At 35.8% G+C, this 14,933-nt stretch carries 20 protein-coding genes; 8 read left to right on the top strand and 12 right to left on the bottom strand.

The annotated features are described in order from the left end of the window. The first annotated feature begins 33 nt into the window (after positions 1–33). From AB9K32_RS11795 to AB9K32_RS11810, 4 genes are read left to right on the top strand one after another with little or no spacing between them, the layout of a single operon-like run. The gene (locus AB9K32_RS11795; protein WP_369885275.1) at positions 34–210 is read left to right on the top strand and encodes a hypothetical protein; all 177 of its coding nucleotides are present in this window, start codon (positions 34–36) and stop codon (positions 208–210) included. 25 nt (positions 211–235) lie between these two features. Next, positions 236–640, top strand: a complete 405-nt coding sequence (locus AB9K32_RS11800; RefSeq protein WP_369885276.1) for a lecithin retinol acyltransferase family protein — start codon at positions 236–238, stop codon at positions 638–640. Next, positions 633–1,460, top strand: coding sequence for a hypothetical protein (locus AB9K32_RS11805; RefSeq protein ID WP_369885277.1), 828 nt, complete (start codon positions 633–635; stop codon positions 1,458–1,460). Before AB9K32_RS11800 ends, AB9K32_RS11805 begins: the two co-directional genes overlap by 8 nt. Further along, positions 1,461–3,095: a nucleotidyltransferase gene (locus tag AB9K32_RS11810; RefSeq protein ID WP_369885278.1), complete on the top strand. Its 1,635-nt coding sequence runs from the start codon at positions 1,461–1,463 to the stop codon at positions 3,093–3,095. Between the two features lie 8 nt (positions 3,096–3,103). Here the strand turns inward: AB9K32_RS11810 and AB9K32_RS11815 are convergent, their stop codons facing one another. From AB9K32_RS11815 to AB9K32_RS11840, 6 genes are all read right to left on the bottom strand, one after another. Next, positions 3,104–3,766, bottom strand: a complete 663-nt coding sequence (locus AB9K32_RS11815) for an ATPase (RefSeq protein WP_369885279.1) — start codon at positions 3,764–3,766, stop codon at positions 3,104–3,106. Next, positions 3,763–4,449 carry a hypothetical protein gene (locus tag AB9K32_RS11820; protein ID WP_369885280.1) on the bottom strand — a complete coding sequence of 229 codons (687 nt, stop codon included), beginning with the start codon at positions 4,447–4,449 and terminating at the stop codon, positions 3,763–3,765. Before AB9K32_RS11820 ends, AB9K32_RS11815 begins: the two co-directional genes overlap by 4 nt. Before the next feature lie 7 nt (positions 4,450–4,456). Continuing rightward, complete coding sequence (locus AB9K32_RS11825; RefSeq protein ID WP_207036613.1) at positions 4,457–4,735, bottom strand: helix-turn-helix domain-containing protein; 279 nt, start codon at positions 4,733–4,735, stop codon at positions 4,457–4,459. Between the two features lie 275 nt (positions 4,736–5,010). Further along, positions 5,011–5,856, bottom strand: coding sequence for an RteC domain-containing protein (locus tag AB9K32_RS11830; RefSeq protein ID WP_369885281.1), 846 nt, complete (start codon positions 5,854–5,856; stop codon positions 5,011–5,013). Between the two features lie 21 nt (positions 5,857–5,877). Continuing rightward, on the bottom strand, positions 5,878–6,990 hold the full coding sequence (locus tag AB9K32_RS11835; protein ID WP_369885282.1) for an epoxide hydrolase family protein: 1,113 nt from the start codon (positions 6,988–6,990) through the stop codon (positions 5,878–5,880). Beyond that, complete coding sequence (locus AB9K32_RS11840) at positions 6,987–7,817, bottom strand: alpha/beta hydrolase (protein ID WP_369885283.1); 831 nt, start codon at positions 7,815–7,817, stop codon at positions 6,987–6,989. The genes AB9K32_RS11835 and AB9K32_RS11840 overlap by 4 nt, the downstream gene beginning before the upstream one ends. A gap of 82 nt (positions 7,818–7,899) precedes the next feature. On the opposite strand from AB9K32_RS11840, the gene AB9K32_RS11845 reads away from it, so the two are divergent. After that, positions 7,900–8,265, top strand: coding sequence for a winged helix-turn-helix transcriptional regulator (locus tag AB9K32_RS11845; RefSeq protein WP_369885284.1), 366 nt, complete (start codon positions 7,900–7,902; stop codon positions 8,263–8,265). A gap of 86 nt (positions 8,266–8,351) precedes the next feature. On the opposite strand, the gene AB9K32_RS11850 is transcribed toward AB9K32_RS11845, so the two are convergent. Further along, complete coding sequence (locus AB9K32_RS11850) at positions 8,352–9,344, bottom strand: MBL fold metallo-hydrolase (protein ID WP_369885285.1); 993 nt, start codon at positions 9,342–9,344, stop codon at positions 8,352–8,354. A gap of 116 nt (positions 9,345–9,460) precedes the next feature. Between AB9K32_RS11850 and AB9K32_RS11855 the strand changes: the two genes are divergently transcribed. Beyond that, complete coding sequence (locus AB9K32_RS11855; protein ID WP_369885286.1) at positions 9,461–9,823, top strand: winged helix-turn-helix transcriptional regulator; 363 nt, start codon at positions 9,461–9,463, stop codon at positions 9,821–9,823. A 175-nt stretch (positions 9,824–9,998) separates the two neighbouring features. Here the strand turns inward: AB9K32_RS11855 and AB9K32_RS11860 are convergent, their stop codons facing one another. From AB9K32_RS11860 to AB9K32_RS11880, 5 genes are read right to left on the bottom strand one after another with little or no spacing between them, the layout of a single operon-like run. Next, the gene (locus AB9K32_RS11860; protein WP_369885287.1) at positions 9,999–10,727 is read right to left on the bottom strand and encodes an NAD-dependent epimerase/dehydratase family protein; all 729 of its coding nucleotides are present in this window, start codon (positions 10,725–10,727) and stop codon (positions 9,999–10,001) included. Between the two features lie 38 nt (positions 10,728–10,765). Next, positions 10,766–11,644 carry a carboxymuconolactone decarboxylase family protein gene (locus tag AB9K32_RS11865; protein ID WP_369885288.1) on the bottom strand — a complete coding sequence of 293 codons (879 nt, stop codon included), beginning with the start codon at positions 11,642–11,644 and terminating at the stop codon, positions 10,766–10,768. Positions 11,645–11,702: 58 nt separating this feature from the next. Beyond that, the gene (locus AB9K32_RS11870; RefSeq protein ID WP_369885289.1) at positions 11,703–12,515 is read right to left on the bottom strand and encodes an AraC family transcriptional regulator; all 813 of its coding nucleotides are present in this window, start codon (positions 12,513–12,515) and stop codon (positions 11,703–11,705) included. 14 nt (positions 12,516–12,529) lie between these two features. After that, positions 12,530–13,078: a sugar O-acetyltransferase gene (locus AB9K32_RS11875; RefSeq protein ID WP_369885290.1), complete on the bottom strand. Its 549-nt coding sequence runs from the start codon at positions 13,076–13,078 to the stop codon at positions 12,530–12,532. An 18-nt stretch (positions 13,079–13,096) separates the two neighbouring features. After that, positions 13,097–13,414 carry a MerR family transcriptional regulator gene (locus AB9K32_RS11880; RefSeq protein ID WP_369885291.1) on the bottom strand — a complete coding sequence of 106 codons (318 nt, stop codon included), beginning with the start codon at positions 13,412–13,414 and terminating at the stop codon, positions 13,097–13,099. Between the two features lie 154 nt (positions 13,415–13,568). Here AB9K32_RS11880 and AB9K32_RS11885 point away from each other — a divergent pair, with 154 nt between their 5' ends. Beyond that, the gene (locus AB9K32_RS11885; RefSeq protein ID WP_369885292.1) at positions 13,569–14,144 is read left to right on the top strand and encodes a hypothetical protein; all 576 of its coding nucleotides are present in this window, start codon (positions 13,569–13,571) and stop codon (positions 14,142–14,144) included. Between the two features lie 24 nt (positions 14,145–14,168). Next, positions 14,169–14,825, top strand: coding sequence for an isochorismatase family cysteine hydrolase (locus AB9K32_RS11890; RefSeq protein ID WP_369885293.1), 657 nt, complete (start codon positions 14,169–14,171; stop codon positions 14,823–14,825). The last annotated feature ends 108 nt before the right edge of the window (positions 14,826–14,933 follow it).

A 14,933-nucleotide genomic window follows, 5' to 3' on the forward strand; every position in this document is an offset into this window, starting at 1 on the left:
GTCAATTTAGTGTGTAATTTAAATACTTTGAATATGGCAACAAATGGCAAGAGCGGAGATAACCGCAGGCACGGGGCGGTAAAAAGCCGCTCACAAGTTAAAAACCCAAAAACCGGTGTTTGGACAAAACGCGATTCTGAAACTGGCAGGTTTATGGATGGAAAAACATCCAGTAAGACTCCATTTAAAGGAATCAGGAAAGAAAAATGAGATTTAAATAATTATGATTAAACAGTTGAAACTAATCGACCAATTACATCCAGTAGATGTCATTGTTGCTAAGAAAAAAAGTGGTCTAAGTAGAGTTTTAGATCATTACATAGTTTATTTAGGGAAGGGTGTATTTATTGGCAACCTAAAGGGTTGCGTTAAAATTATTCCGCATCAAGAACTTGACGAACTCTTAAGGGATTATGAACCGGTAAGAATTAGAAGGTTTAGCGGAAATAATTTTGATGTCCAAAAAGCTATTCAGAGGGCTTATCAAAGATTAGGACAAAAATATAGCTATTTAGGTTTTAACTGTGAACATTATGCAAATTGGGTTCAGTACGGAAAGGAAAAAAGCAATCAGGTAAATGCAGGCTTGGCGATATTGGGAGGTATACTTTTTTTAAGAATGATGTCTAACGATGAATAACAGCATAAAACGTTTTGTCGTTTACCTAGTCGGGCTTTTTATCTCAATCGGGTATTTACTTTTTAGATATAAGTTTCTCAAAGATGTAAATGACTTCCATAAAGAAATTCTGGTAGCTTCTGCCTTTGCCGTAATTATCAGTTGTCTTACGGGCATTGTAGAAATTGCCAAGGCTCAGGGAAAGTATTTTTGGATTGCATTAAAGTGTTTTTTGTTAATACCCAATAAAAAGGTATATGTTTCTTTAAGTTATCTACTGAGAATTAAAATACCAGGAGAAGAAAAGTATTTTTTAGTCAAAGGTTCTAAGATAAATCAATACCAGCCAGTTGGGGGAGTTTACAAATTGGTCGGCAATAAAGATTTATACAAGGACTGGAAAGCATCCCCCAAAGCAGATGGAAAGAACCCTAGGGATCTACGTTTTTTTGTAGATGCAAAGTTCCTCCCCCAAATAATCAACTGGTTCTATTCTAGAAAGGATAGGGAAATTGGAGTGTGGCGCGAGTTTTACGAAGAACTCGTTAAGACTCAAATTTTAAATGCAGATAATTTTAAATCGATACGGGCGGAATTTCTACGTACAAAGGAAAACATTCTTTGCAAGCAAACTCGCTTCGAAAATGAAGTTTATCATACTTTAATTTATGATGTTTTTCAGATAGAGCTTAGTTCAAAGCAGTCAAAGGAGTTTAATAAGCTTTTTAAAACTGATAATTTCAATGAGAAGTATGCCTTTGTTACTGAAGACGATATTAAAAGGGAATGTTTCGATGAACATAAAACAAGAATAGGACAACACACTAAATACATATTATAAATGAATTTTCAAGAATACTTAAATAAACATGGCTTCCAACGAGAAGACTTATTGGCTAGGCTTGCAGAATCGCTTGAACTTGATGAAACGAGATCAAAGAAAATGGAGACGGCCTACAATGCCATTTATGATGTTTTAAAGGCTGACCCTATATTTTTTTCAAAAGTTGATTTTGTAGTTTACCCACAAGGCTCAAAAGCTATTGGCACTACTACCAAACCAATTGGTAAAGATGAGTTTGACTTAGACATTGTTGTTCAGATTAAAGACTCATATAGGAACTATACTTCTTCTGAGATTTATAATCACCTGATACGTGTCTTTAGTAACAATGAAGTATATAGTCCTAAACTTTTAAAAAAGAACAGGTGTGCAAGGATAAATTATGCTGGGGATTTCCATTTGGATATTTTACCGGGTTGTATAATCATTCCTTTCGAAGATAAAATTATGGTGCCTGACCAAGAGCTTGCTTCTTGGACTTCTTCTTTTCCTAAAGGATACGCTAATTGGTTTATAGACAGAGCTAAGGACGTTCGTGAACCTGTATTGTTGAGGAAAGCATTTGGAGACTTTGTAACACTATCTGAAGCTAAGGCAGAACAGGAAGATTTACCAGATGAGAATATCTACGAAAAAGAACCACTAAAGCGTGCGGTACAGTTAACTAAGAGATATCGAGATATTTTCTTTGAAAAGAAACCAAAGTACAAAACTTCTAGTATTGTTTTGACTACAATATTTGGTGAGCTATATGAAGGCGAGCCTTCTATTTATGAAACAATCGATAATGTCCTTAATAGGGTTTTGGAGCGATACACGAGCTATGAAAAACTTTATGAAAGTAGTGGAGTTTATAAACGGATTAAAGTCCTGAATCCAGTAAATGAAGATGAAGATTTTACTGATAAATGGGATAAAGACAAAGAATACTATTATCAGTTCATAAGCTTTATAAGAAGTTTTAAAGAGAAATGGGAACAGTTGAAAAATGGTAATTTTGGTGTAGCTGAGGATCTTTTTGGAAGTGCTAGAACCAAAACCATTTTGAAAGCCCAACTTCAAAATTTATCTCGAAACGGTAGAAATGAACTTGAAAAGGCGGGCCTAACAATATTATCGGGTAAAAGTTATGTTGATGACCAAGGAAATATTTCTAAAGACAATGGCTATCCCAGCAAGCCCAATCGTAACTATGGCGGTGTCGAATATGATTTAAGAGCCTATAATAAGAAAGTCTTAAATAAAAATTATGTAGCAGCCTTTATCCAAAAGGAATATTTGAATAGAAATTTTCCTTGGGTCAAAACGGTAATTATTGATGGAAGATTACTTGGAAAGGGAAAAGTCAAGCCTAATGGATGTAAAAAGGAATATGAAGTCCTTGTTGAATATGACATAAATAAGGAAGGCAGAAAAGAAAGGGTATATGTGTTGAATGACAGTCAAATCAAATTTGGAAAAACACCACACCTATACCCTGGAAATAGTTTATGCCTTTATTACCCAAAGGATCTGTCTCCGCAATTAGATTTGAATTTTGCTGATGTTATTCCTTGGATTTCTGAATGGTTAGTTATGTATGAACTTTGGAAAAAGTATGGTGTATGGTTGGCGGATGAAGTTAAACACTAATTATAAGGTCACTTCCTTTTATCCCCAGCAACCTTATCAAAAGCCACCAAATTAAACAACTGACGCATACGGGAACGCACTCGGTTACCATACCGTTCCTCCAGTTCCTGGGCATTAAGGTTGGTAGTAGCGTGGGTCTGGATGTTATGGTTCAAGAACAACTCGTAACGGGACAACAATATTTCGCCCAAGACATTGCAGTCCTTCCCGAAATGCCGTCCAGTGGGTTCTACGCCCAAATCGTCAAAACAGTAGAATTTTTTATCCCCATAATCTTCAATGATTTTATAGCCGATATTGTTAAAGGCAAAGGCAATATTCCGGGTGGGGATGACCTCATAGGGTTTACGGTGTGGTACGATATGGCGCAATAGTTTCATCAGACTGGTTTTGCCACAGCCCACGGGACCGGAAAGCAAAATGCCCTTATGGATATCGATACCAAGCTTTTTGCAGTTAGCCTCGTCCTTGATGTAATAATTGCACAGCTTAAAAAGTATGTTCCGGTCTTCCTCATAAATCCTGAATTTCTTGCCAAAGAGCAATTTTCCTTTGGCATTGAGATAAACCAGCATTTTATCAAAATCGTAAATAATTTCATTGTTCCTAAAAGTTCCCAAGGTATATTGAACACTGCCCTCTATGATGATATGTGGTTTATCCAACTTCATAGGGGCTCACTATAATTTTTGTTGGAACTCGTCTTTAGGTTGTCCGTATTTTGGCTAACTGCAACCACCGTTTTTTCTGTTTTAAGCTCGTCGGCTTTTAGCATCCAATTGCGGGCGGTGGCCTGCCAATCAATAATTTTTGTTTTGCCGCCCACTTTCCAGCCGATACCCTGGTAATGATTGTAAAATTTTTTGGCCTCCAGTTCCGGCCAATTTTCTTTTTGAAAAAAAATGATGACCTCGTTTTCATTTTTGGGCCGGTCAAGTTTATTCCCGTTTGTATTGTTTATTCCTGTTTGTATATGTTTGTTTATAGGTACCACCGCTTGTCCATTGCTTGTCCCGATAATGGTATGGCTTGGGTACAGTACTTGTCCATCACTTGTCCCAAAATTGAACATCTTGATTTTGCTCCCGTGAAAGGGATTGTGGGAAGGCTCGTATAACAGATATTTCCAATGGTGCAGCTCTTTGATGCAACGGTGGTAGGTGGTTTTTGAGCCGATTTTTGAAAACTGCATCACTTCTTCCCGGTTGATATGGAAATTAACGGGGAAGTGGTAATTGTTCCATATTTGGAACAAAGCCACGTACAGACTGATGTGCGTGGGATTCAAACGGCCGTCTTTCGAGAATTGCAGGAACACGGCGTTCAGGTGCTTGATGTAATTTATCTGCTCCAAAGGAATATCAGAATTTGTTATGGATTTTGTTTTTTTCCATCACGTTCATAATTTCCTCATAATCGTAATAGAGTACACCGCCTACTTTGGTATAGGGCAATGTGCCGTTGATTCTTAAATTCTGTAACGTGCCGGAAGAGATTCCCAAAAGCTCTTTTACCTCTGGGGATTTAAGCCACTTTTTGAAAGTATGCCCGGACTGGTTGTTAAGAAGTTGCTTGATGTCATCGAGCAGTTCCATTTTGAATTCCCGAAGGTCTTCGGTTGTAATGATTGTTGCTGCCATTTGTAAAACGGTTTAAATAAAAGAGACCATCGCCTTACTGTCACCTAATTTGATGGCCTCTCTTCTGATTTGACTTTCGTTCTACAAAATTGATGGGGTTTGATGGATATTTTTCAATAGTTGCACCCAAGGTGGGTGTTTTTTTCGCTCATATTTATTGTGTTGAATTGATGTTTTTTGAAGTAAGAATAGCGGCAAGACACTAATAAACAGCAGCAAAATTTATGGGTGCATCGATAATTCTTAAATCCCCACCTTGGGTGCAACTATGGTATTTACAAGTCAGAATCTGACATCCGTTTCAACAGCAGTTCTTTAAGCTTATCAAGATACTTGGTAGGATTGGATTTCCGTGACCGTAACTCTACAAAGGTGTGGTAATAGTTGCCCAAATCTATATTGAAAATCTTTTCACAGGCCATGGCTATTTCCCTGAGTTCAATGACCCCATTATTTATAGAGGCACTGCTGTGAAGAGCGTAAATCAGCTCTACCAAATCGATTTTATTGGCGGTCCAGCTTAAATTGTTTGTTTGGAGGTATCTTCTGAGGCTTTCATTGACATTATTGTTATTCAATCTATTGAGTTCCCCTACATAATAAACCAGGAGTAAATCATAGGCTATGATTTTTGCCACGACATTGTCGTGGCTGGTGGAAAACTCAGAATCGGTATAAAAGTGGGAGGTATCGGAAAAGAGTGCGGGATTGTCCTTGCCCCTCAAAAAATAATATTCGTCAAGAATGGTATTGTTCTCACGATAGTACTGGACAAAATCTATGTTCCTTTGGTAGTAATTCTGAAGTTTTTCAATCTGTGAGTCGATAAAGGTACGCTGGGATTTTTTGCTTCCCATAGGTTTGTGGGTGACATATTGATATAGCTTGGAATAGAATTTTAACCGCCCGTAGATATATGGCTTTTGTCTTTTGAAGAATTTGATTTCATCCTTACCGTTCTTGAATTCCCCATTTCTTAATATCAAGCGAAGTTCCTGAAGGAATTTTCTCGAAATATGGATGCCCGTCTCTATTTTGGCTAAGGTATATGGTGTATCCTGGTCTATTTCAGATATTTCTCCTTTATAATTTGATAATATTTTTTCGATGTCATTTGTCACTTCGTTAGGTTGAGTAATTAATTAGACTTCTATTGTTTTAAAGAAAAACTGCAAATCATCAGCAAAAAGTTTTGGTTGTTCCATTGCGGCAAAATGTCCTCCTTTTTCCATATTGGACCAATACACTATGTTAAAACCTTTCTCTATATATTCTCTGGGTGGCACTGGTATTTCTTTTGGAAACTTTGCAAAGCCTACCGGAACACCAACAAAATCATTTTCTCTAAAAACAAGAGGATTCAGCCTTATGCCATAATAGATTTTAATGGACGAATAAATACTTTGGGTAAACCAATAGAGGCTAACATTGGCAAGCAGTTCCTCTTTTGTAAAACTTTTTTCAATCGTTCCATCATTATCGCTCCAAGCTTTGAACTTTTCGATAATCCACGCGCAAAGCCCAATAGGCGAATCATTTAAACCATAGGCCAACGACAGGGGTTTGGTGCTATGAATCATTCCATAGGCTCCTTCTTTGTTGTTCCAGTCATTTAACCGTTCCAAAAATTCTTGATTGTCATTATTGAAACTTTCTTTTGAATAAGGCCTATACGAATCAGAAATGTAGTTTAAGTGAAGCCCAATAATACTCTTGGGCTGTTGTTGCGCCAATCGTATACTGATTCCGGCACCCAAATCACCACCTTGCAGACCATATCTTGAATATCCCAGTTGTATCATTAGTTTATGCCATAATTCGGCTACGTAATCATAATCGACCATTTTCTTTTCACTTGTTCCTGAAAATCCAAACCCAATTATTGAAGGTATGACCAAATGGAAATTATCTGTTAACAAAGGGATGATTTTGAACATTTCCAAAAAAGAACCAGGCCATCCGTGAGTTATTAAAAGTGGAATTGCATTGGGGTTGCTGCTTTTTATATGTACAAAATGAATTTTCGTTTTGTCCACCTCAAAAATGAAATTTGGGTAAGCATTAATTCTCTTTTCTATTTTTCGCCAATCAAATTCTTTCAGCCAATATTCGGCGAGTTTCTTTAGATAAGGCAAACTGGTGCCGAATTTCCAATCGGAATCTGGTGTTTCATTTGGCCATCGGGTGTTCTTTATCCTTTCATTTAAATCATCGATTTCAGATTGTGGTATGTTTACGTTGAACTTTTTTATCATAACTCATCTTGATTTAGATGCTGTTTAAAATAGACGAAATGGTAGACTATTGACTGTGACCAATATTCAGTATTATGGCCTCCACGTTGAATGGCAAAACGTATGGGTAGCTCTTTGCTTAATGCCAATTCCTTTATCTTCAATGTGTTTTCGAGCAAGGGGTCTTGCAATCCGCAATCCAAAAAGAATCCCTTTTTAAAATCTGGATGTTGCTCCAGTAAATTTGAAATCGAAAACCTGTTCCAATCATTGTCCGAGGGGTTTCCCAAGTGGTGTTTTAAATCGTTGGTCATTCTTTCGTTTTCAAAGAAAAGGTTACTTATATTTTTGAAATTCTCGAAATCAATTTCCAATGCCCCACTGGTGGAAGCCGCCGTATTGAAATATTCCGGATGTTTAATAAACAAGCTCAAAGCCCCATAGCCGCCCATACTTAATCCGGTTATAAAGATATTCTTGCTATCTACCTTATATTTTCGATGAACAAGAGGTACCAATTCATCAAAAAAGAAGTGTTCGTATTGTGGTCTGCCTCCAGTTCCGTTGAGATAATAGGTAGTAAACCCTTCAGGGCAAACTAAAATCATCTGATAGTCGTTTGCCAATTTTTGTAAATCGGTGGTCTTTGACCATTGTGTATAGTTTTCACTATAACCGTGCAGCATATATGCCACAGGATATTTTTTTGATTGTGAATAATCACTGGGTTTCTGAACCAAAATGGGTGTTTCATTGTTTATGTATTCTGAATTGATTTTGATTATTTCCTGTGAAAATAAATGTTGGCTCATTAGCCAAACTGTGGCCAGGAATAGTATGTCTTTCATATTTTGTATTTTTAACAAAGTTCTTAAGAGCCAACGCTTAAAACAATAACTGACAAAATTGTTAGTATTTAAAATATTGATTATGAGAAAATTAAAATCTTCAAATTATATCAACGAGCAGTTTTTATTCCAGGTTTGCGAAATAAATTCTGCCATAAGTATGATAAGCGGTCGATGGAAATCCCAAATCGTTTATTCTATTTCCCAAGGTAATAACCGCTTTAATTTACTGTTGAAAGAGCTTCCCAATATTTCAGAAACGGTTTTGGGACGTCAACTAAAAGAATTGGAAACCCACGCCATTTTGGTAAAACGAGAGATCCCTGATACCGTTCCAATAGGCATAGAATACATTTTGACCAATAAGGGTAAAGACCTAGTTCCTATTCTAGAAAGTTTGTGCGATTGGGGTAAAATGTATGCAGAGGGCAAACTGGTATCCTTATAGAGTACTATTATTTTACTTATATTAAACCGATGTAACAATTTAGTTTTTGTCGTTAAGTTAGCCCTCATTTTTTGACTTTTCATAATTTAAAGCCTAATTTCATCTGGAGTTGCGAAAGGTAATGGTATCCAATAATAGTTATCTTTTTTTCCAATATAGCCCAATCCTGGCCAAGGAAGATGTGAGGACATTGTTAATTGATTTTTGACAAAACAATCCTCCAGAACATTTTTCCTTGTATCTATACCTTTTTTAAAATCGACATCCCATTGAGTTCCCCATTCGGGATTTCCAATTAAAACTGGTGTATGAACTGTGTCTACAATATTTTTAATTGATTTATCTCCTGAAGAGATTGTAAAAATTGTATGCCCTGGTGTATGTCCCTCTGCTAATTCGGTTTGTAAAAACGAAAATAAAGTTTCACCATAATTAAAAAAAGTGATTCTTTCCTTGATGATATTTAAAATTCTTCTTGTAAAATTTATAGAATTTTTGGCTGCTTCAGGATTCAGTTTACTTTTAGAAAAATCAGGATTTTCGGACATCCAAAAATCATACTCCCTTTTTGACATATGGTAGTTAGCATTGGGATAGACTAAAGACCCATTAGTTGTAATAAGCCCTCCAACATGGTCTCTATGCCCGTGTGTGATGAAAACATCTGAAATTTCTTCTGCTTTTATGCCTGAATTTTGAATATTTTCCAATAGCCAACCTTCGTTTTCTCCAAAATGCTTTCCACTTCCTGAATCGATTAAAATAGTTCTATCCTTAGTTTTTATAAGCATAATGTTTATCGCTAAATCAAGATTGCCGTTTCCAAGATGTAAACTTCTTAATTCGTTGCCTAAACTTGAGGCTTTTATACCTGGTGCGAATGTTGGTTGTGGTTTTTCTAGAAACACGTGACCATCTGAAAAGAGTAGTAAGTCGATCTCATTGAGCTTTATTTTCAAATTATTGCTCTTTTGAAAAATAGTAGTGTTTGATTTTTTTTCCGAAAATCCTGTCAAAGTGGGGACAACCATACTTGCACTTGATAAGCTACCTAATTTTATTGCTGTTCTTCTATCCATTATATAAATTTTCACAAAATTATTTATTAAGTTTATTTATGTCAAGTACCTACTAATTTGTACTTTAGCGACTAAAAAGAAAGTATTGCTGATTATCAATTAATTAAAATATTAAAATGAATCAAAAAAAATTAAAAGAGCCTATTTGTGCTGTTGATTATGCTTTTCGAAGAATAGGCGGAAAATATAAAGGGCGTATACTATGGTATGTATCAAATTATGAGATTTTAAGATTTGGGGAATTAAAAAGACATATAAAAGATATTACCACAAAAATGTTGACCCAAACGCTAAGAGAACTCGAAGCGGACGGATTAGTAAACAGAAAAGTCTATCGTGAGGTTCCCCCAAAAGTAGAGTATTCGTTGACGGATTCAAGCAAAGAATTAATTCCTTTCATAAACCATTTGCGTGAATGGGGTGAAACACAAATGGAAAAGGATAATATACCTAGTTTAGTACATCATAATGCCAATTGATATTTCTTGTAATTATAAACTAGGAAAAGAGGTAGTGTTAATTCAGTTGCGTTACAAATAGCTTAGTGTAGGACTTTGGTTAAATAATTGGACCTTTAGTTTTTTTCAAATTAGTTTTATTATTGCTTTAAAGAATATTAATGTCCCAAGTCATTTTTACGACAGATTTTTATGTTTATTTTTTTAGTTTAAAAAGTTCAAACGCATCTGCTTTTGGCGAGTAACCCACTATTTCTCTTGATTCAGTTATGTCTAATCGTTTGTACCTGTTATTTGAAATAGCGTTCAAAACTTCATATTTTATATTTTCTGTCTCGATACACCCAATCAATAGTTGATTAAAATCATCAGGATGCAAAAATGCACTTAAATCCCGTGCGTTCATTTCGGTAAAGTCCTTTGGAAATTCGTAGGCCCCAATTCGTAAACAAATTGCCGAAATCCCTTTATTATATGCATAGAAGGCAGCTAAGGCTTCTCCAAAACATTTGGAAACCCCATAAATGTTTTTAGGTTTTGCAAGCATATTCTTGTTTACCTGAATATCTTCTGAATAGCTTTCTATGGTTTGTGCACTGCTCGCAAATACCAGTCTCCTACATTTAGCGTTTCTGGCAGCTTTAAATATATTTTGGGTCGTTTTTATGTTCGTTTCCAAAATTTCGTCCGATTCTGAAATTGGGTCAACTATTCCTGCAAGATGTATCACAGTATCCATTCCCTCGCATAAATTCGAGCAAACTGAAAAGTCCATCAAATCAGCTTTTTTGATTTGGACTTTGTTAGAAAAGGTGTTGTTATTTGTAACAATATCTGCAACTGTGATTTTGTATTGATGGTCGAAGTTTTGAACAAAATGCTTGGCTATTTTTCCAAATCCTCCTGTTATTAGAATTTTTTTCATGTTCTTTTTTTAAGTTAGCGGCCAACCAGCGTTGATCCTTATTCTTTTTCAGCTATTACCTCTTTTAAACTATTGGTTCCGTTAATGGCGGCAGGAAACCCTGCATATACTGACATTAATAGCATTATTTCTTTTACTTCATTTTCTGTAAGTCCTATATTCAACCCTGCGTTAATATGAAACTTTAACTGCGATTTAGCATTGCCAATTGCAGTCAATGCTGATATAGTAGCAATTTGTCGGTGCCTCGTACTTAAATTATCCCTTGAAAAAATATCGGCATATCCATATTCCAGAACAAACTGGACCAGGCTTGGCGAAAATTCATCATAGGCTTTTTTTAGTTTTTCTACTTGTGTATTATCTAATTTGGTCAATTCCTGGTTGCCTACGTCAAGACGGGTATCCTTCTTGTTATATGACGGTGATTTACCTATATCATCCTTGATACCTTTATCACTTCGTTCCTGTAATACTTCTTTTAAAGCATTCATCCCGTTTATACAGCTAGGGAATCCGGAATACACCGACATCTGCAAAATGACTTCTTTTATCTCGTTTATTGAACTACCTGTATTTAAAGCTCCATTAAGGTGTACCTTTAATTGAGGTTGTGCATTTCCCATAGCTGTTAATGCTGCGACAACAGCTATTTCTTTTGATTTTAGGTCTAGAGCGTTTCGTGTATAAATATCACCAAAAGGATATTCTATAATGAAATTTCCAAGGCTTGGCGAAATATCCTTTAAACTTTCTATGACTTTTTCCCCAGCTTCACCGTCAATTTCCTTGAGTTTTTCCCAACCTCTTTTAAATCGTTCTGTTTTTGTACTGTCCATTTTTGTTTGATTTTCTGTTTGCCCATATCCATTTACTGAAATGGATAAAATGAGTGCTAAAACTGTTAAATATTTCATTTTTTTAGGCAAAACTAACAGCTGGAAGAAGTTCTTTTACAGGACTTTTTCCCAAATTTCAGGCACTTTTAAATTCGGTAGGTGAAAGGTTTGTTTTCTGTTTAAATATTCTTGAAAAATAGGAACTATCCTCAAACCCTAACTTAAAAGCGATTTCCTTTACAGATAATTCTGTAAAATAGAGCAATCGTTTGGCTTCCGTTATTTTCTTTTCCAGGATTATCGTTTTAGGACTTTGTCCATAATTTTCCTTGCAAATTTCGTTTAGCTTGTCAACGGTTATGTTCAGTTTGGAAGAATAGTCATTTATGGAAAGGTTTTCGCCGATAGTGCTGGAAATCAACTTTGAAAATTTTAAAACAGTTTTTGAATTGGTTCCTTTGTTATGAATTGGCTCATTTGATAGTCTTTTTAATTGATGTAGCAAATATGAAATGCCTTGGACAATTGTTTTCTCTCCTAATTTGTCATTTTGCTTGGACTCTTCAATGAGATTATCAAATAATGGTTTTAAAAGTTGTGTGCTTTTATTGGGTAAATCAACAAATGGACTATCTATAAAACTCATTACCAGTTCTTTTAAAAGATACTTATCAAAAACGGCTATATAACCATTTGAATTTTTTGAATAGGACCAATTATGGACCTGTTTTGGTCGCATCAAAAACAATCTGTTGTGTTTTATTTCATACTCCTCAAAGTCAATTACATTGACTCCTATACTTTGTGTGAACCAAACCATCGAATAAAAATTGTGCCTATGTGGCCATTCCACATTAGGGTCTTCTGTTCCCTCAAAAGTTCCAACGTAGAAATACTTCTTTTTAGGGTTAGATATTATAATGTCCGATATGGAATATTCTTTTAACAAAGTTTTGTTTTAGATTATTCTTTTCCGATTTCAATGTCTTTAATCTTTTTAGCTGGATTCCCTGCAACCACTATATTGGGAGCAACATTTTTCGTTACTACGGAACCAGCGGCAATTACTGAATTGTCCCCAATTAACACACCGGGAAGAATGGTGCAATTTCCACCAATCCATACATTGTCTCCTATTGAAATAGGCTTTGCATAACCGTACTTATTACGGTTTTTAGGTGAAATGGAATGTCCCGCAGTATATATGCCTACATTCGGGGCAATCATACAGTTGTCTCCAATGGTCACCTTCGCAATATCTGATATTACCAGATTATATCCTCCATAAAAGTTTTTTCCCACCTCAATATTAGAACCAATGTCACAATGGAAATTATCTTCTATTTTACAATCCTTTCCTGTTTTTCCAAATAATTCGAGAATGATTCCTATTCTTGATTTTTCATCATCAATATTGGCACGATTTAATCTTTGAATTAATTTTTTGGCTCTGTTATTTTCGACTTGTAAGTTTTTATCGTTCCTTTGATAAACTATTTTTTCTTGATTCATCTTAAAAAATAATTGTCCTTAAGTTCTTTTTAATTTTTTAAGCATTTCCTCTATCATTTCCATACGCTTTTTTACTTTTTCCGCCGAAGCGTCCAAGGTGTAACCTTCGTCCAAAAGCTCCTTGATGAGTAATATTTTTTTGATGTTCTGGTAATCATAGCGCCTGTTCTTGCCTTCTTCCTCGGTTAAACTGGTAATAATGCCTTTATCTTCCCAATAACGTATTTGCCTTGTGGGGATGTTGGTTATTTGCGAAACCTCGCCAATGCCTACAATAACTTTATCCAAAAAATCAAAGTCGAATGATAAATCGGTACTCGTATTCTTTTTGCTCATTTTGTAAATTATTTACAATAATTGTTGTAAAAGTAAAAAAATGTTAGTTGATTTGAAAATGTAGATTATTTACAATCAATGGTAATTTTAAACAATAAATGAAATGAAACTGCTATTGATAGTCGTAACTATGGTATTATTAAATCAAAACAGAATGAAAGCGCAAAACCTCACACACGAAGAATCACAAAGCTATATAAGTGCCTTGCAAGGCAAAATAGATATTCCTAAAACGTTCCACTTCCAATCGGTTAAAAAGGTAAGGGTCGATGGCGTCCCTGCTTTAATGGTCAGATATGAGAAACAAGAGAACAAAGGGTCAAAAGGGGAACATTTCTCTTTTGTGGTTACTGAAAAGGAAAAACTGATTTTGGGCTTTACCCATATGGATAGGAAATATGCCGATCTAAAGATGCTTTCCAAATCGGAAACTGAAAAGGTAGCCAAAGATTTCCTGTTAAAACTGGATAGTGATTTGGCCAAAGACCTTAAAAACCTATGGATTGAACGACATGACGAAGAAATTATCGTTGATGGCATGCCAACAATAATCGCTGGCATGAAATACAAATGCTATCGTCCTGCCCAAGATAACTATACATGGGTAATCGTCGGGTTTGATGGTTCGGTTGTCACCTATGAGCGAAATATCAAATGGAACAACAATTTGCAAAAACGTATTACCGAAAAGTGGTTGCACGACAATTGGGTAAGTGAAAACGAACAATAAAAGCAATAGTAATAAAACGGGAAAATGAAAAAGTTTCTCTCTTTAATAGTAACGGTTCTAACAATGATAACAACAATCAACGCACAGGAACAGGGCAAATCGGCCTTAATCCTTATCGAAACGCAAAACGAATGGATGCACAAGGACGGCAAGCTGTACAAGGCTCTTGTCACGGACAAGGAAATGATGCACAGTTCAATTACCAATATCGAAAAGGTGCTGGACTACGCAAGAAAGAACAACATCGAAGTTATCCACGTCGGATTAAGTTTTGAAAAAGGCTATCCCGAATTGGCCAATGGTAAAAGCGGCCTGCGCAAAGCGATACCGAATGCGGGAACTTTTCCGATAAACGAATTCGGATCACAATTTTATGAAACCGTAAAACCTATTAAGGGTGAGTTTGTGGTTACCGGACGAGTAGGCGCAAGCGGATTTACAGGGTCTAATTTAGATGTATATCTCCGCAACAACAAAATCGAAAACCTATATTTGGTGGGCTATGCTACACACGTTTGTGTGGAAAGTACTTTGCGGGATGCACACGAAAAGGGATACAACACATTTTTGATTTCAGATGCGACTGCAGCATTCAACAGAATGCAACAAGATTACGTAATAAATGAAATTGTCCAACATTTTGGCGAACATCTAACAACGGGCGAGTTTAGCAATGAGTAAGGAATTGAAACAAACATTGCGGTTTGTGTCCATGATAGCCATTCCGCTTTGTTTTGTCAACAGTCTGATTTCGGGTTTTGTTCCAACAAGCTTTATTTCTGATTGGAC

This window comes from Allomuricauda sp. XS_ASV26, assembly GCF_041224615.1.
Taxonomy (GTDB): Bacteria; Bacteroidota; Bacteroidia; order Flavobacteriales; family Flavobacteriaceae; genus Flagellimonas; species Flagellimonas alginolytica.

Bases quoted from the DNA above. Each gene is read 5' to 3' on its own strand.
- AB9K32_RS11795 (WP_369885275.1), top strand. From the start codon at position 34: ATGGCAACAAATGGCAAGAGCGGAGATAACCGCAGGCACGGGGCGGTA.
- AB9K32_RS11805 (WP_369885277.1), top strand. From the start codon at position 633: ATGAATAACAGCATAAAACGTTTTGTCGTTTACCTAGTCGGGCTTTTT.
- AB9K32_RS11810 (WP_369885278.1), top strand. From the start codon at position 1,461: ATGAATTTTCAAGAATACTTAAATAAACATGGCTTCCAACGAGAAGAC.
- AB9K32_RS11815 (WP_369885279.1), bottom strand. From the start codon at position 3,766: ATGAAGTTGGATAAACCACATATCATCATAGAGGGCAGTGTTCAATAT.
- AB9K32_RS11825 (WP_207036613.1), bottom strand. From the start codon at position 4,735: ATGGCAGCAACAATCATTACAACCGAAGACCTTCGGGAATTCAAAATG.
- AB9K32_RS11835 (WP_369885282.1), bottom strand. From the start codon at position 6,990: ATGATAAAAAAGTTCAACGTAAACATACCACAATCTGAAATCGATGAT.
- AB9K32_RS11840 (WP_369885283.1), bottom strand. From the start codon at position 7,817: ATGAAAGACATACTATTCCTGGCCACAGTTTGGCTAATGAGCCAACAT.
- AB9K32_RS11845 (WP_369885284.1), top strand. From the start codon at position 7,900: ATGAGAAAATTAAAATCTTCAAATTATATCAACGAGCAGTTTTTATTC.
- AB9K32_RS11850 (WP_369885285.1), bottom strand. From the start codon at position 9,344: ATGGATAGAAGAACAGCAATAAAATTAGGTAGCTTATCAAGTGCAAGT.
- AB9K32_RS11855 (WP_369885286.1), top strand. From the start codon at position 9,461: ATGAATCAAAAAAAATTAAAAGAGCCTATTTGTGCTGTTGATTATGCT.
- AB9K32_RS11860 (WP_369885287.1), bottom strand. From the start codon at position 10,727: ATGAAAAAAATTCTAATAACAGGAGGATTTGGAAAAATAGCCAAGCAT.
- AB9K32_RS11865 (WP_369885288.1), bottom strand. From the start codon at position 11,644: ATGAAATATTTAACAGTTTTAGCACTCATTTTATCCATTTCAGTAAAT.
- AB9K32_RS11875 (WP_369885290.1), bottom strand. From the start codon at position 13,078: ATGAATCAAGAAAAAATAGTTTATCAAAGGAACGATAAAAACTTACAA.
- AB9K32_RS11880 (WP_369885291.1), bottom strand. From the start codon at position 13,414: ATGAGCAAAAAGAATACGAGTACCGATTTATCATTCGACTTTGATTTT.
- AB9K32_RS11885 (WP_369885292.1), top strand. From the start codon at position 13,569: ATGAAAGCGCAAAACCTCACACACGAAGAATCACAAAGCTATATAAGT.
- AB9K32_RS11890 (WP_369885293.1), top strand. From the start codon at position 14,169: ATGAAAAAGTTTCTCTCTTTAATAGTAACGGTTCTAACAATGATAACA.